14 protein-coding genes are annotated in these 15,580 nt (G+C 65.2%); 5 read left to right on the top strand and 9 right to left on the bottom strand.

Features of this window, described 5'->3' with window-relative positions; genetic code table 11:
- Positions 1-6: 6 nt before the first annotated feature.
- A complete protein-coding gene (mepA, locus tag GPL20_RS35715; protein ID WP_157336929.1) occupies positions 7-951 on the bottom strand; it encodes a penicillin-insensitive murein endopeptidase in 945 nt (314 codons plus the stop codon).
- A gap of 643 nt (positions 952-1,594) precedes the next feature.
- Between mepA and GPL20_RS35710 the strand changes: the two genes are divergently transcribed.
- Positions 1,595-3,763, top strand: coding sequence for a putative bifunctional diguanylate cyclase/phosphodiesterase (locus GPL20_RS35710; RefSeq protein ID WP_254126092.1), 2,169 nt, complete (start codon positions 1,595-1,597; stop codon positions 3,761-3,763).
- Between the two features lie 34 nt (positions 3,764-3,797).
- Here GPL20_RS35710 and GPL20_RS35705 read toward each other — a convergent pair whose 3' ends face one another.
- Positions 3,798-4,211 (bottom strand): hypothetical protein, encoded by a 414-nt coding sequence (locus GPL20_RS35705; RefSeq protein WP_347340053.1) that lies wholly within the window; start codon positions 4,209-4,211, stop codon positions 3,798-3,800.
- 373 nt (positions 4,212-4,584) lie between these two features.
- Here GPL20_RS35705 and GPL20_RS35700 point away from each other — a divergent pair, with 373 nt between their 5' ends.
- On the top strand, positions 4,585-4,977 hold the full coding sequence (locus tag GPL20_RS35700; RefSeq protein ID WP_157336925.1) for a VOC family protein: 393 nt from the start codon (positions 4,585-4,587) through the stop codon (positions 4,975-4,977).
- A 116-nt stretch (positions 4,978-5,093) separates the two neighbouring features.
- Here GPL20_RS35700 and GPL20_RS35695 read toward each other — a convergent pair whose 3' ends face one another.
- The gene (locus GPL20_RS35695) at positions 5,094-6,314 is read right to left on the bottom strand and encodes an MFS transporter (RefSeq protein ID WP_157336923.1); all 1,221 of its coding nucleotides are present in this window, start codon (positions 6,312-6,314) and stop codon (positions 5,094-5,096) included.
- A gap of 45 nt (positions 6,315-6,359) precedes the next feature.
- Here GPL20_RS35695 and GPL20_RS35690 point away from each other — a divergent pair, with 45 nt between their 5' ends.
- On the top strand, positions 6,360-6,533 hold the full coding sequence (locus GPL20_RS35690; protein WP_157336921.1) for a hypothetical protein: 174 nt from the start codon (positions 6,360-6,362) through the stop codon (positions 6,531-6,533).
- A gap of 387 nt (positions 6,534-6,920) precedes the next feature.
- Here GPL20_RS35690 and lepA read toward each other — a convergent pair whose 3' ends face one another.
- Positions 6,921-8,732 (bottom strand): translation elongation factor 4, encoded by a 1,812-nt coding sequence (lepA, locus tag GPL20_RS35685; protein ID WP_157336919.1) that lies wholly within the window; start codon positions 8,730-8,732, stop codon positions 6,921-6,923.
- A 114-nt stretch (positions 8,733-8,846) separates the two neighbouring features.
- Here lepA and GPL20_RS35680 point away from each other — a divergent pair, with 114 nt between their 5' ends.
- On the top strand, positions 8,847-10,472 hold the full coding sequence (locus GPL20_RS35680; RefSeq protein ID WP_157336917.1) for a glycosyltransferase family 39 protein: 1,626 nt from the start codon (positions 8,847-8,849) through the stop codon (positions 10,470-10,472).
- Positions 10,473-10,587: 115 nt separating this feature from the next.
- Here GPL20_RS35680 and GPL20_RS35675 read toward each other — a convergent pair whose 3' ends face one another.
- The 5 genes from GPL20_RS35675 to GPL20_RS35655 all read right to left on the bottom strand — a co-directional run bounded on the left by GPL20_RS35675 (position 10,588) and on the right by GPL20_RS35655 (position 14,573).
- On the bottom strand, positions 10,588-10,905 hold the full coding sequence (locus tag GPL20_RS35675; protein ID WP_157336915.1) for an HPr family phosphocarrier protein: 318 nt from the start codon (positions 10,903-10,905) through the stop codon (positions 10,588-10,590).
- A complete protein-coding gene (locus GPL20_RS35670) occupies positions 10,902-11,303 on the bottom strand; it encodes a PTS sugar transporter subunit IIA (RefSeq protein WP_024339151.1) in 402 nt (133 codons plus the stop codon). The genes GPL20_RS35675 and GPL20_RS35670 overlap by 4 nt, the downstream gene beginning before the upstream one ends.
- 133 nt (positions 11,304-11,436) lie before the next feature.
- Positions 11,437-11,961 carry an HPr kinase/phosphorylase gene (locus GPL20_RS35665; RefSeq protein WP_157336913.1) on the bottom strand — a complete coding sequence of 175 codons (525 nt, stop codon included), beginning with the start codon at positions 11,959-11,961 and terminating at the stop codon, positions 11,437-11,439.
- Positions 11,958-13,757, bottom strand: a complete 1,800-nt coding sequence (locus GPL20_RS35660; RefSeq protein WP_157336911.1) for a sensor histidine kinase — start codon at positions 13,755-13,757, stop codon at positions 11,958-11,960. Before GPL20_RS35660 ends, GPL20_RS35665 begins: the two co-directional genes overlap by 4 nt.
- Positions 13,758-13,871: 114 nt before the next feature.
- A complete protein-coding gene (locus GPL20_RS35655) occupies positions 13,872-14,573 on the bottom strand; it encodes a response regulator transcription factor (protein ID WP_008542552.1) in 702 nt (233 codons plus the stop codon).
- Positions 14,574-14,814: 241 nt separating this feature from the next.
- Between GPL20_RS35655 and GPL20_RS35650 the strand changes: the two genes are divergently transcribed.
- Positions 14,815-15,549 carry a HugZ family pyridoxamine 5'-phosphate oxidase gene (locus tag GPL20_RS35650; protein ID WP_157336910.1) on the top strand — a complete coding sequence of 245 codons (735 nt, stop codon included), beginning with the start codon at positions 14,815-14,817 and terminating at the stop codon, positions 15,547-15,549.
- Positions 15,550-15,580 lie beyond the last annotated feature (31 nt).

Raw genomic sequence — 15,580 nt, 5'->3', positions numbered from 1 at the left:
CATCCGCTACGGCTTCGCATCGCCTGCATGCAGCACCGCCTTGCAGGCCGACGGCATCTGCGCCAGCGTCATCGGCGGCTTGGGCTTCGGCGGCTCCGGCGGTGGCTTCGGGTGTAGCACCGCGTCGGAGAACCAGTAGGCGAGATCGGACGCCTTGCAGCCCTCGTCCTCGGCCTGCGATGGCTGGCCCTCGCATTCGCCCGCGCCCGCCGGGCAGCGCATGCGGATGTGGAAGTGATAGTCGTGGCCCCACCAGGGGCGGATCTTCGACAGCCAGGCGCGGTCGCCCTTGGCTTCGCGGCATAGCGCCTTCTTGATCGCGGCATTGACGAAGATGCGCTGCACGGCAGGCTCCTGCGCCGCGTCGCGCAACACCAGCACGTGGGACGGCGTGAACACCTTCGGGTCGATGTCGAGCCGGTCGGCGCGCACCATCATCACCGCGCTCATCTCCTCGCGCTCCTCGCGCGAGAGCCGATGGTTCGGCATCGGCGTCAGCCAGATGTCGGCGTCGAGGCCGATCTGGTGGCTGGCATGCCCCGACAGCGCCGGCCCGCCGCGCGGCTGGGCGATGTCGCCGACCAGGATGCCGGGCCAGCCCGCGTCCTTGTGCGCCCTGGCCGCAAGCCGCTTGATCAGTGCGATCATGTCGGGATGGCCGTAGTTGCGGTTGCGCGACAGCCGCATCACCTGCCAATTGTCGCCGTTCAGCGGCATCTGCGCTGCGCCACCGATGCAGCCCTTGGTGTAGGAGCCGACGACATGCGCCGATCCTTTCGAGGGCAGCAGCTTGCGCGCGAACAGCTCCTTGGCGGCGAGCGCGGGATCGTTCGGATTGGCAAGCGGCGGCAGCGGCTTCGGGGTGACGCTGCCCTTGTCCTGGGCCAGCGCGGCGCCGGCGGTCAGGAGTGTCGTGACAAGCAGGAGAGGGGCGATGCGGCGGGGACTCATGCGATCATCCTTATAACCCAACGCGGCGTCAGGGTTAAGGATTAGGCTTTCACGGCGGCGCAGCCTCACGGCGTCTTTACAGCCACAGTCCCCGAGGCGACATCATGCGGGCCCGAACGTACGACGATCCGTACTTCCAATGAGATCCACTTGTGGAATGTCATTCCGGGGCGCGACGAAGTCGCGAGCCCGGAATCCATTAGCCCGCGTACGCTGCGGCCCGATGGATTCCCGGAATGACGTAGACGTTGTTCTTGCGCCGACCATCCGCGGATTTTTAACGGCGCGATAACCCTGTCCTGCATTGACCAAAATTCGTGCGCGGAACGCGATTCGCCCTCGCCTGCACGCAATCGGACACGCGTTTCGGAATTGATTCATGACGAGCGCGCGTTTTTGCAACACCTCTCTCGCCGATTGCGACCAAGCATCAGGTTTGACGCGCATCTCGGCCAGCTGGCGCCTCGTAAACAGGCATCACGGCCCCGCTGCCGGCGGCCGCAAGGTGCCGCCTCGGCCGGCGTGACCGCCCAAGATTACTTTTTTTTCAGACACTTGCCTCAAAACTTGCGGCCGCTGGACGCGGCTAGGACGAGTGACGTTGAGTTTGGGGTTTCGAAAGACGAAAAAGCGAAAGGGACGCGTGCCTGCCCAGGCCGGCCGACAGCCGCGCAAGCCGCGCTTCGCGCGCGCGCCTCGTCCTCTTTCCGAACGCGACGAAGTCCTGCGCAGCCGCGCCGAAGCCGAGGCCGCGATCGTGGAGGCGCGCAAATCCCATGAGCGCCTGCGCCAGGCCATCGACATCCTGCCGCAGGGCATCGTGTTTCTCGATGCCGATGGCCGCTACGTGCTCTGGAACAGGAAATACGCCGAGATCTACAGCAAGACCGCCGATCTGTTCGCGGAAGGCGCGCGGCTCGAAGACACGCTGCGTGTCGGCGTCGCCCGCGGTGACTATCCCGAAGCCATCGGCCACGAAGACGAGTGGATTGCCGAACGGCTGCAAAAACTCTATCGGCCCGGTGCGCGCCACGAGCAGAAGCTGGCCGACGGCCGCGTCATCCTGATCGACGAGCGGCTGACCGACGATGGCGGCGTCGTCGGCCTGCGCGTCGACATCACCGAGTTGAAGCAGCGCGAAGCCTCGTTCCGCCTGCTGTTCGACGGCAATCCCGTGCCCATGATCGTCTGTGCGCTCGATGACGAGCGCATCCTCGGCGTCAACGACGCCGCAGTCGCGCATTATGGCTACAACCGCGCCGAGTTCGAGAAGCTGAAGATCCGGTCCTTGCAGGCTTTCGACAGCGAGCCGCCCTGGACCGCCGATCCGGGCGGCGAGGAGCAGGCCGGGCGCACCTGGAAGCACGTCAAGGCCGACGGCGCGCTGATCGACCTTGCGATCTATTCCCGCGAATTGACCTATGCCGAGCGGCCCGCGGTGCTGCTCGCGCTGATGGACATCACCGAGCGCAAGCGCGCCGAGGCGCGGCTTGCCTTCATGGCCCAGCACGACGGGCTGACCGGCCTGCCCAACCGCAATCTGCTGCGCCAGCAGGTCGACGAGATGCTGCTGCACAGGCGGCGCAGCGCCGACAAGGTCGCGCTGCTGATGCTGGGCCTGGACAATTTCAAGTCGGTCAACGACACGCTGGGCCATGCGGTCGGCGACAAGCTGCTGCGCGGCGTCGCCAAGCGGCTGCGTTCCACCTTGCGCGAGGAAGACGCGCTGGCACGACTGAACTCCGACGAGTTCGCGATCGTGCAGAGCGGCCTGACGCGTCCCGAGGACGCGGTGATGCTGGCAAAACGCCTGCTCGAAGCCATCGCCGATCCCTATCTGCTCGACGGCCATTCCGTGGTGATCGGCGCCTCCGTCGGCATCGCGATGGCGCCGGGCGATGGCGATGATTCCGAAAAGCTGCTCAAGAGCGCGGACATGGCGCTGTCGCGCGCCAAGGCCGATTCGCGCGGCACCTTCGCCTTCTTCGAGGCCGCGCTCGACGCGAAAGCGCAGAGCCGCCGCAAGATCGAGGTCGAGCTGCGCGATGCGATCCAGAACGACGTGCTGCGCCCCTACTACCAGCCGTTGATCGATCTTTCGAGCGGCCGCATCACCGGCTTCGAGGCGCTGGTGCGCTGGCCGCATGCCGAGCGTGGCATGGTCTCGCCGGCCGAGTTCATTCCGGTCGCCGAGGAGACCGGGCTGATCAATCCGCTCGGCGGCTTGATGCTGCGCCGCGCGTGCCTCGATGCCGCGGCCTGGCCGGATGACGTCCGCGTCGCCGTCAACCTCTCGCCGCTCCAGTTTCGCAGCGGCAATTTGCTCTCGGTCGTGACCGATGCCTTGAGGCATTCCGGGCTGCCGCCGCGGCGGCTCGAGCTCGAGATCACCGAGACGCTGCTGCTGGAGAAGAGCGCCCAGGTGCTGGCAACGCTGCATGCGCTGCGCGCGTTAGGGGTACGCATCTCGATGGACGATTTCGGCACCGGCTATTCCAGCCTCAGCTATTTGCGCAGCTTCCCCTTCGACAAGATCAAGATCGACCAGTCCTTCGTGCGCGATCTCGGCGCCAATCGCGAGGCCCAGGCGATCATCCGCTCCATCGTCAGCCTCGGCAAGGGCTTAGGGGTCACCATCACCGCCGAAGGCGTCGAGACCGAAGCCGAGCTCAGCTGCCTCAGGGCCGAAGGCTGCGACGAAGGCCAGGGCTTTCTGTTCAGCAAGGCGCGGCCGAATGCCGAGATCATCAGCCTGCTGGCCGCGCAGCGCGGCATCGATGCCGCGGACGAGGACGCCGCGCTGGTCGCCTAGCTTTTGAGGCGTCCGTTCCGGGCTGAAGCCCCGGCTACTGGCGACAGTGGCGGATGAACGTCACATTCCTGGCGTACAGGTACGTGTAAGGGTCCACCTGTTCAAGCGCGTGGTGCCTCATCACCCAGTCGCGCACCACGGGCGCATAGGCCGACATCATCAACTGAGTCTCGCCGGGGTTGATGCTGCGGTCACGGTGATGCGCGGCGTGAAACATGAAGTAGCCGCTCGGGGTGATGCAGATCTTGTTGAGAGGAACGACCCCGAGGACCGTCGTACAAGACGACTTGCACCGACCGTCGATCACCACGCGATCATACTCTGCGTTGACGTGCGTGTACGTGTAGATGTGCGCGGCGGTGTTGCCGCCGGGGTCATGAAGATAAAAGACCTTTTCTGCGTAGGCGGCACTTGCCATGACCAACGTGAAGAGGATCGTACCGATCACGGCTGGAATCCTGCGCATGTCACCTCCCTTTTGTTTGTCGCGAATCCCATAGATGCACGCGACCGGATGCTGTTGTGACACGCTACCTTAGGCTGCTGAACAGCATGATCAAAATGCGTTGAGCAATCCCGGAAATCCAGCCCAACAGGTCCGCAATCGGCCCGCCGCTGGTGCAGCCGCTGCCCGGCGCGCGCCGGGCTGGAGCGGACAAGCGGATTACGGCTCGGGCGTTGACAAAATCCCCTTGCCGACGTCCTCGCAATGCGTGTCGCGCGCCTGGATCTGCTGGGCGATGGCATGCAGCGTCAAAGTTGGAAATTTCCTGCGCCGCGACCGTTGCAGACCAGGATCAGCCGCATAGACTGGTCTCACCATGCGACAGCATATCGGATATGTGTCCCTTCTTGTCCGCGACTACGATGAAGCCATTGCCTATTTCGTCGAACGGCTGGGCTTTGGGTTGGTCGAGGATACGAACCTGGGCAACGGGAAAAGGTGGGTGCTGATCGCGCCACCGGGCTCCGTGGAGACCCGCATCCTCCTGGCGAAAACGGCGACGCTGAATCAAACGCAGCACGTTGGGGATCAAACCGGCGGGCGTGTGTTCCTCTTCCTGCACACCGACGATTTCTGGCGCGACTACGAAGCCTACCGCTCAAAGGGCGTGCTGTTTCGGGAGGAGCCGCGCGTCGAGCCGTATGGAATCGTCGCCGTCTTCGATGATCTCTATGGAAACCGCTGGGACCTGCTGCAGCTGACGCGATAGCTGTGGGACGGGTCCTGTGAGCTACGCATGATGGCGTGGACCGGCTCGGGTCATCCAGCGTCCGGACCGAAGCTGCGCTCGAACCCTCTCGACAATCGCGTTCACGCGCCACCCCGTCAGGCCGCTGCGCGGCCGAGGTCGAGCGATTGCCTGCGCCTGGTCGGGAAGCTCAGCGCCACCGCGACGGCGGCAAGGCCGATCGCAAAGGAGCCGACGTGCAGCCATGTGTAGCGCTGGAAATTGTCGAACACGAGTCCGCCGGCCCATGGCCCGAGCGCCATGCCGAGGCTGGCAAAGGCCGAGACCGCGCCGAACACGGTGCCCATGATGCGCGCTCCGAAGAATTCGCGAACCAGCACCGCATAGAGCGGCATCACCCCGCCATAGGCGAGGCCGAACACCACCGAGAGCGCGTAGAATTCGCCGAGCTGCGCCACCGCGAGATAGGTCGCGATGCACAGCGCCTGCACGAGGAGGCCGCCGACCAGCACGGGCTTTGCGCCGATGCGATCGGCGAGCGCGCCCAGCAGCAGGCGCCCGCCGAGGCCTGAGACGCCGGCGACGCTGTACACCGTCACCGCCGTGAGCGGTGCGATGCCGCACACCATCGCATAGGACACCATGTGGAAGATCGGGCCGGAATGCGCGGCGCAGCAGGCGAAATGCGCCGCGGCGAGCGCGATGAATTGCGGCGTGCGCAGCGCCTGCGCCGCGGTCAGCTCGACGTCCGGCGCAGCGTCCGCCGTTGCGCCGCCCGCCGTGCGAGGGGCCGGACGCACCAGGAAGCAGGCAGGGATCAGCAGCGCCCAGGCGGCGATGCCGATCACCAGCATCGCGGTGCGCCAGTCATAGGCCGTGATCAGCCAGCTTGCGGTCGGCGCGATCGTCACCGGCGACACGCCCATGCCGGCGGAGACCAGCGCCACCGCAAGGCTGCGGTTCTTCTCGATCCAGGCGCTCGCCAGCGCCATCATCGGTGCGTAGAAGCTGCCGGCGGCAATGCCGATCAGCCCGCCGAACAAGAGCTGGAACTGCCACAGCTGCGCGGCCTGGCTCGCCGTGACGAGACCGAGCCCCAGCAGCAGACTTCCGGCAAGGACCACGATGCGGGTGCCGAACCGGTCCGACAGCGTGCCCCAGAAGAACGCGGCAACGCCCATGCAGAGGAAATCCAGCGTCGCCGCCGCCGACACGCCGGCGCGCGACCACCCCATCGCTTCCGAGATCGGCTGCAGGAACACCGCGAGCGACAGCATGGTGCCGAAGCCGACACAGGTCATCAGCGCCCCCGCGGCGACAACGACCCAGCCATAGTCGAAGCTCGATGGCTTGCTCATGCGTTTCCTCAGCGCTTTTGGTCTTGTTGATGGTGCGCGCTGCGGATGGTGGCCTATCTGCCGGGAGAGGGCAAGGCTGGCGGCTATGCGCGTTTCAGTGAGCGGTATGGCCGCGAACGATTTCGTGGCGATGATCAAGGTGCTAGCAGCATCGTCATTCCGGGGCGCGCCACTTGGCGTGAGCCCGGAATCCATTTCGCTGCCTTGCTTGCTGCATGATGGATTCTCAGATGCGCAATTGCGCATCGTAGCTCGCGCTCCGCGCGCCCCGGAATGACGAAGGACTTAGCCGATCACATCCCGCGACGATGCCATCATGCCACTGTTTTGCCCGACGCGTCAAACGCGATTCGTAAAAAACGAAAATCTCAATGCAAGCAAAGCCCCGGCTACTGTGCATGGGGTTGTTTTCGCGTTTTTTGATGTTCGGCCGCGAAAGTCCCGGACTGGACCTGATCTCGCTATGAAATTTGGCCTTCGCCTTCGTCGTCATGGCCGGGCTTGACCCGGCCATCCACGCTTTCACCGCTCCAAAAACGTGGATGCCCGGGACGAGCCCGGGCATGACGGTAGCTGATGTAGCTGTAAGCCTAAGGCCCCTCTGCCTCAGCTATCCACCTTCAGCGCGGCAATGAAAGCCTCCTGCGGGATGTCGACCTTGCCGAACTGCCGCATCTTCTTCTTGCCTTCCTTCTGCTTCTCCAGAAGTTTTCGCTTACGCGTGATGTCGCCGCCGTAGCACTTTGCGGTGACGTCCTTGCGCAGCGCGCGCACCGTTTCGCGGGCGATCACCTTGCCGCCGATCGCCGCCTGGATCGGGATCTGGAACATGTGCGGCGGGATCAGCTCCTTCATCTTCTCGACCATGGCGCGGCCGCGCCCCTCGGCGCGGGTGCGGTGGACCAGCATGGAGAGCGCATCGACCGGCTCGGCGTTGACCAGGATCTGCATCTTGACGAGATCGGCCGGCTTGTAGTCGGTGAGATGATAGTCGAACGAGGCGTAGCCCTTGGAGACCGACTTCAGCCGATCGTAGAAGTCGAACACGACCTCGTTCAGCGGCAGATCGTATTTCACCATCGCACGCGAGCCGACGTAAGTGAGCTCCTTCTGCGAGCCGCGGCGGTCCTGGCACAGCTTCAAGACGCTGCCGAGATATTCGTCCGGCGTGAGGATCGTCGCCTCGATCCATGGCTCGTCGATCTCGGCGATCTTGACCACGTCGGGCATGTCGACGGGGTTGTGGATCTCGATCTCGGTGCCGTCGGTCAGCTTCATCTTGTAGATGACGCTCGGCGCGGTCGCGATCAGGTTGAGGTCGAACTCGCGCGACAGCCGCTCCTGGATGATTTCGAGGTGGAGCAAACCGAGGAAGCCGCAGCGGAAGCCGAAGCCGAGCGCGGCCGAGGTCTCCATCTCGAAGGAGAAGCTGGCGTCGTTGAGGCGCAGCTTGCCCATGGCGCCGCGCAGCGTCTCGAAGTCGTCGGCGTCGACCGGGAATAGGCCGCAGAACACCACGGGGATCGCCGGCTTGAAGCCGGGCAGCATGTCGGCGACCGGCTTCCTGTCGTCGGTGATGGTGTCGCCGACGCGGGTGTCGGCGACTTCCTTGATTGCGGCGGTGATGAAGCCGATCTCGCCGGGGCCGAGCTCGTCGACCTGCTGCATCTTCGGCGTGAAGAAGCCGACGCGCTCGACGTCATAGGCCGCACCCGTGCCCATCATGCGGACGCGGCTGCCCTTCTTCATGACGCCGTCGACGATGCGCACGAGCACGACGACGCCGAGATAGACGTCGTACCAGCTGTCGACCAGCAGCGCCTTCAAGGTCGCGTCGCGGTCGCCCTTCGGCGGCGGCAGGCGGGTGACGATGGCCTCCAGCACGTCGGGCACGCCGAGGCCGGTCTTGGCCGAGATCATCACCGCGTCCGAGGCGTCGATGCCGATGACGTCCTCGATCTGCTGCTTGATCTTCTCGGGCTCGGCGGCGGGAAGGTCGACCTTGTTCAGGACCGGGACGATCTCGTGATTGTTGTCGAGCGCCTGGTAGACGTTGGCGAGCGTCTGCGCTTCGACGCCCTGGCTGGCGTCGACCACCAGCAGGGAACCCTCGCACGCCGCCAGCGACCGCGAGACCTCGTAGGCGAAGTCGACATGGCCGGGCGTGTCCATCAGGTTGAAGATGTAATCCTTGCCGTCCTTGGCACGGTAGGCGAGGCGCACCGTCTGCGCCTTGATGGTGATGCCGCGTTCGCGCTCGATGTCCATGGAATCGAGCACCTGCTCCTTGCCAGCCATCTCGCGGTCGGAGAGGCCGCCGGTCATCTGGATCAGGCGGTCGGCTAGCGTCGATTTGCCATGGTCGATATGGGCGACGATGGAGAAATTGCGGATGTTGGAAATGGGGACGGTCGTCATGGGCGCGGGATACCACTCACATCCCCGTGCGGCAACCATATTGCTGTATTTTCAGGGTCTTTGTTCACGCCAAGCTGATTCCACGCGGGGCCAAAACGCGCTAGGCAACGCCCCATGTCGACGACTTCGATCCCATCTCCCCGAGCGCGGGCGAAGACCCGCCTGAGCCTTGGCCGCTTCCGGGCCTGGCTGGTGGCCTGCGCGATCCGGCCCGAGGCGCGCCTCTGGCTGGTGATCCAGCTCGCCATCCTGCATGCGGTGCTCTGGACCTTCATCCTGATCAATCTCAAGGCAGCGCAGGACGTTCACATGGACGTCGCAGAAGCCTATGGCTGGGGCCAGAAGTTCCTGCTCGGTTACGGCAAGCACCCGCCGCTGTCGGGCTGGGTCGCCGGCCTCTGGTTCACCGTGTTCCCGGCGGCGGACTGGGCAACCTATGCGCTCGCGATGGCGACGGTGAGCGTCGGCATGGTGATCTGCTGGCTCCTCGCGCTGCGCGTGGTCGACGCGCGGCGCGCGTTCCTGGTCGTGGTGATGATCGCGCTCTACCCGATCTTCAATTTCAAGGGTTTCAAGTACAACCCGGATCTCTTGCAGCTCGTCACCTTGCCGCTGCTCGTGCTCGCCTATCTCAACGCCTTCGAGAAGCGCAGCTGGCAGTCCGGCGTCCTGCTCGGGCTTGCCGGCGCGCTGGCGCTGATGACGAAATACTGGGTGCTGACCATGATCGGCGCCATTGGGCTTGCGGCGTTGATCCATCCCGAGCGGTTGCGCTTCCTGTCGTCGCCGGCGCCGTGGGTCGCGATCGCGACGCTCGTCGTGGCGATGATCCCGCACATCGTCTGGCTGGCGGATGCGCATTTCGTGCCGCTGACCTATGCCGGCGACACCTACAGCCTCGAGAACGCCAGCCAGGTGCACCAGCTCGTCGCCGGCTATGCCCTGCACAATGTCGCGCTGCTGGCGCTGCCGGTGGCGCTGGCCGCGCTGGCGATTGCGCTGGTGCCGCCTTGTTTCGCGCTGCTCCTGCGCGCGCCGTTGCGCATCGTCACGCGCGCCTGGGCGCGCGGCGTCAATCCGGGTGTCGATCTTTCTCAGGCGCTGAATGTCTGGATCATCCAGATCATCGTCGCGGTCGGCCCGCCGCTCGGGGCGCTGGCCTTCAGCATCTACATGAAGACCGACTGGGGCATCTCGCTGTTCTTCCTGGTGCCGCTGGCGCTGGTCGCGATCCCGGCGTTGCGGGTGCAGGGCGCGGCCCTGTTCAACATCGCCGCGATCTGGCTCGTGCTCAGCGTGGCGACGCTCGCCGCCTCGCCCTGGATCGCCGCGCGCGAGATGGCGGCCAATGCCGGCAACGCCGCGATCTATGGCGCACGCTCGGAGCTCGCGCGCGAATTGACCCAGGCCTGGCACACCCGCTTCGGCTCGCGCTGGGCCGTCGTCGCAGGCACGATGGAACAGATCCAGCCGCTGGTGTTCTACAGCCCGGATCATCCGTCCGCGCTGCTGCCGTTGGAGGCCTGGGATTCCGGGCTGACCTCGCGCGATGATGCCAGGAAGCATGGTTTCATCGGCGTGTTCGATCCGACCGACGGCCGCCTGCCGGCATTCGAGAAATGGGTGTCGGAGACTGCGCCGAACGCCGAACGCATCGTGATGACGACGCGCCGCTTCACCCACGGCAAGGCCGGCCCGGCGATGAGCTGGAACATCTACATCGCGCCGCCGGAGAAGTGACCGAAGGTCATTCCGGGGCGATGCGCAGCATCGAACTCCGGTGCGCAATTGCGCACCTGAGAATCTCGAGATTCCGGGTCTGGTGCTTCGCACCATCCCGGAATGACGGTGAAGGTTAAACCCCTTCCTCGTTGAACTTGCTTTCAACGAGCTCCGTGATCGCCGCGAGCGCCGCTTCGGCATCATCGCCGGCGGCCGCCACCGTGATCGTCGTGCCGGGTCCCGCGGCGAGCATCATCAGGCCCATGATCGAGGTGCCGCCGACGGTCTCGCCGCCGCGCGTCACCCACACCTGCGCGTTGAAGCGCTCGACCGCCTGGACGAATTTCGCAGAGGCGCGGGCGTGCAGGCCGCGCTTGTTGATGATCAGGAGCTCCTTGGAGATCGCGCCCGCGGGCACGCCCGTCCCGGTTTGCGGCGCGTCGTCGCTCATTTGCCGGCGAGCACGCGGCTGGCGATGGTGACGTATTTGCGGCCCGCTTCCTGGGCCATCGCGATCGCGTCGGGCAGCGAGCGTTCCTCGCGCACCTTGGCGAGCTTCACCAGCATGGGAAGGTTGATGCCCGCGAGCACTTCGACCTTGGGCCGGCTCATGCAGGAAATTGCGAGGTTCGACGGCGTGCCGCCGAACATGTCGGTGAGGATCGCAACGCCGTCGCCGGAATCGACGCGGTTAACCGCCTCGATGATGTCGCTTCGACAGAGATCGGAATCATCCTCGGCACCGATCGTGATCGCTTCGATTTGCTTTTGTGGGCCCATGACATGCTCAAGCGCTGCCTTGAATTCATCGGCAAGGCGCCCGTGGGTCACAAGTACTAGACCAATCATCGGAAAACTCCTCGCGGGCGCTTTTGGTGCACCGCACGAACGCGCCACTTTGACCATCCAGAGCCCCCGCGCAAGAGGGGATGTTGCGTATCTCCCTGAATCTAGACGGATGGATGAGGGGAGCTGCGCCGGTCTATTCGGTCGCGATAGTGGGGTTCATATGGTTACCATTTCCCTTCAAACAATCGCCTGAGGGGTTAACCGAAGATGAACTCTTGGTAGTGGTCAAGGCCGCAACAACCAAGGGGAGCGGTGAATAGCCGCGGGTCACCGGGATTCTCGGTATTTCGACACCAGAAATGCTTGTTTTCAGCGATTCGGCGGATGGCAGGCGTTCCGCGTCGTCCGCGTCCAGATCGACGACGAGGCCGACGGTCGCATGCTCCACGAAGTCGCAGCGACGGATTCCGAGCCCCCGGATCTCGATCAGGCCGGCCAGAATGCGGGCAGGGCGGACCTCAATTTCATCGCCGACTGTCGCCAGATGGACACGGTCATCCCCGACCAGAACGGCCCTTTCGAGCACGCCCGAGCGTCCCGCCATGATCAGATCGAAGGCAAGGCGTGACTTGCCGGAGCCCGAGGGGCCGCGGATCAGCACTGCCCGAGTCCCGACCTTGACGGCGGAGGCGTGAACACTGGGGCCGCCGCCGCTCATAGCGCCGGCAGCCTCACCACGAACCGCGCACCGGCAACCGTCGGCGCACCGTCGGCATCGGCCGGGCCGGGACGGTTCTCCGCCCAGATGCGCCCGCCATGCGCATCGATGATCTGCTTGGAGATCGAAAGCCCGAGGCCGGAGTTCTGGCCAAAGCCCTGATGCGGACGGTCGGTGTAGAAGCGCTCGAAGATGCGCTCCAGCGCATCGTCGCGGATGCCGGGGCCATCATCGTCGACCACGATCTCGATCTCGCCGCGCGCGCGGCGGCAGGTGAGGCGCACCTTGCTGCCGCGCTCGGAGAAGGACTGCGCGTTGGAGAGCAGGTTGGAGACCACTTGCCCGAGCCGTGAATCGTGGCCGGTCACGGCGAACGTGTCGGTCGGCCCGCGACCCTCGTAACGCGCCTCGACAGCGACGTCGTGGCCGAGCTTGGTCTCGTTGGCGACCGAAACCAGCGTACCCAGCAGGCGCCGGAGATCGACCGGGATCGCATCCTGGCGCTGCAATTCGGCATCGAGGCGGCTGGCGTCGGAGATGTCCGAGATCAGCCGGTCGAGCCGCTTGACGTCGTGCTCGATCACCTCGAGCAGGCGGGCGCGACTGTTCTCGTTGCGCGCCAGCGGCAGCGTCTCGACCGCGGAGCGCAGCGAGGTCAGCGGGTTCTTCAGTTCGTGTGCGACGTCGGCGGCGAACATCTCGATCGCCTCGATGCGGCTGTAGAGCGCGCTGGTCATGTCGCGCAGCGCGCCGGAGAGATGGCCGATCTCGTCGCGGCGGCGGGTGAAGTCGGGAATCTCGACGCGCGTCTTGATGCGGCGACGGACGCGCTCGGCGCTGTCGGCGAGCCGGCGCACCGGACCTGCGATCGTGCTGGCCAGCAGCAGCGACAGCATGATCATGACGGCGGCGGCGACGCCGCCCACCTTCAGGATGGCGAGGCGCTCGGCCGTGACCATCTGGTCGATGTCGTCGCCCTGGGTCGACAGCATCAGCGCGCCGTGGATGGCGCGCGAGCGCAGCACGGGGACCGCGACCGAGACGATCACCTCGCCGCGCGAATTGACCCGCACCATCGAGCGCTTCTGGCCCTGGAGCGCGTCGGCCACCTCGGCATAGCCGTTGCCCTTCTCCGGCCCGAGCTCGCGATAGAGCGGCAGGTCACCGCGGTTCAGCCAGGTGCGCACCGCGGTCAAGCCGCGCTCGACGAATCCCGGCTTCTCGGCCGACGGCGGCGGCAGGTCGTAGCGCAGCACGTTCTCGAGGTTGCGGCTGTCGAGCAGCAGGCTGCCGTTCGGATCGTAGATGCGGGCGCGCGTCTTGGTCGGCGAGATCAGCGTGCGCAGCACCGGCGCGACCCGCTCCGGGTTGATCGGAAAATCCAGCGGCGAATACTCGTCAGAGCCGCCATAGGTCTCGCCCGGCTTGAGGTCGAGCAGCCGGTCGGGGTCGATGGTAATGGCGTTGGTCTGCACCGTGGCGGAGGCGGCGATGGCGCCGGCGATGATCTCGGCCTGCACCAGCAGGCTCTGCGCGCGCGCGTCGATCAGGCCGGCGCGGAACTGCGACAGATACAGGATGCTCGCGACCAGCGCGACGAGGCCGGCGAGGTTGAGCGAGACGATGCGGCGGGTCAGGCTCGAGAAGGACAGCGCGAAGAAGAACTGCCCGGCACGCTTCAGCCAGTTCAGCGGCCGCCAGCCCTGCGGCTTGTCTTCGGCGATGGGCTCCGGAACACCGTTGGATGCGACATCCTCGGCGCTTTGGTTTGGGTCAGGTTGCGTTCGGTCAAGCAATGCTTACGCCCGCGTTAGGACGGCTCGTTGAGAAGGTCCCCATCCTAGAGCCATCCCGGTCCCGATGGAATCAGAACCGGCGATGCTCTCGTCCTTCGTGAAGCTGCATGAGCCTCAGGCTTCCTTGAAACGGTAGCCGACGCCGTAGAGCGTCTCGATCATCTCGAACTCGTTGTCGACCACCTTGAACTTCTTGCGCAGCCGCTTGATGTGACTGTCGATGGTGCGGTCGTCGACATAGACCTGGTCGTCATAGGCGGCGTCCATCAGCGCATTGCGGCTCTTCACCACGCCGGGCCGGGTCGCCAGCGCCTGGAGGATCAGGAATTCGGTGACGGTCAGCGTCACCGGCTCGTTCTTCCAGGTGCAGGTGTGGCGTTCCGGATCCATGCGCAAAAGGCCGCGGTCGAGCGCCTTGGCATCGTTCTCCTTCGGCGCGACGGTCGGATCCTTCGGCGCCGAACGGCGCAGCACCGCCTTGACGCGCTCGACCAACAGGCGCTGCGAGAACGGTTTGCGGATGAAGTCGTCCGCGCCCATCTTGAGGCCGAACAGCTCGTCGATCTCCTCGTCCTTGGAGGTCAGGAAGATCACCGGCAGGTCGGATTTCTGCCGCAGCCGCCGCAGCGTCTCCATGCCGTCCATGCGCGGCATCTTGATGTCGAGGATGGCGAGGTCGGGTTGGGTGGTGCGGAAGCCGTCAAGCGCGGAAGCGCCGTCGGTGTAGGTCATGATGCGGTAGCCTTCGGCTTCCAGCGCGATCGAGACGGATGTGAGAATGTTGCGGTCGTCGTCGACCAAAGCGATTGTGGGCATGAGCCTCTGCTTTCTGCTTTCCGTTTGGGTCGTGGCTTGAAACGGCGAGCAATCCACTGATGCGCCGCATACATGGGTGCCGAAGTTGGCGTTCGAACCTTGTCACCGAGCAATGCAAGCTGGGCTGAAGTGTGACCAAGTTCCACGAAACACGGCAGATTCGCCGCGTTTCGACCCATAACCTGACCCCCGTTTACCCGAAAAAAGACCCCCCTTGCAACCACCTGATCAGAGAAAGCCGATGCAACCGATCCCCGATTTCGACCCTGGAAAGCTCGCCAAATCGCTGCTGCGGCGGTCGCGGCAGGGGGCGCTGGCGACCCTGATGGCCGGCAGCGGCGACCCCTATTGTTCCCTGGTCAATCTGGCCAGCCACCCCGATGGCTCGCCAATTCTGCTGATCTCGGGCCTAGCCGTGCATACCAGGAACATCCTCGCCGACAGCCGGGTCTCGCTGATGCTGGACGAACGTGCGGCCGGCGATCCCCTGGAGGGCGCCCGGATCATGCTGTCGGGCCGGGCAGAACCGGCCGGTGCCGAGAAGGATCTGCTCCAGCGGCGGTATCTCAATGCCCATCCCTCGGCGGAAGGCTTTGTTTCGTTTAAGGATTTCTCCTTTTTCCGGATCCGGCCCACCGGAACCCATCTGGTCGCCGGCTTCGGCCGGATCGTCGACCTCAAGCCGGAGCAATTCCTCACGGACCTCGGCGGTGCCGAGGACCTGCTGGCGGCCGAGGAGGGGGCGGTCGAGCACATGAATGCCGATCATCGCGAGGCCATGAACCTCTATGCGACGAGGCTGCTCGGCGCGGCCGGGGGCGACTGGCGCTGCACCGGCTGCGACCCCGAGGGCCTCGACATGCAGGACGGCCAGACCGCGCTGCGGCTGGACTTCCCGGAGCGGGTGACGGATGGCACGGCGCTGCGCAAGATGCTGGTCCGCCTCGCTGGGCAAGCGCGCAGCAAGATAGACTAGCGCGCAGCCATTTGAACGCTGCCGCCCGTCG

It is taken from the genome of Bradyrhizobium cajani (assembly GCF_009759665.1).
GTDB lineage: Bacteria > Pseudomonadota > Alphaproteobacteria > Rhizobiales > Xanthobacteraceae > Bradyrhizobium > Bradyrhizobium cajani.
The sequence above is the reverse complement of the archived record's forward strand: the minus strand, read 5'-3'. Positions and strand labels throughout refer to the sequence as shown.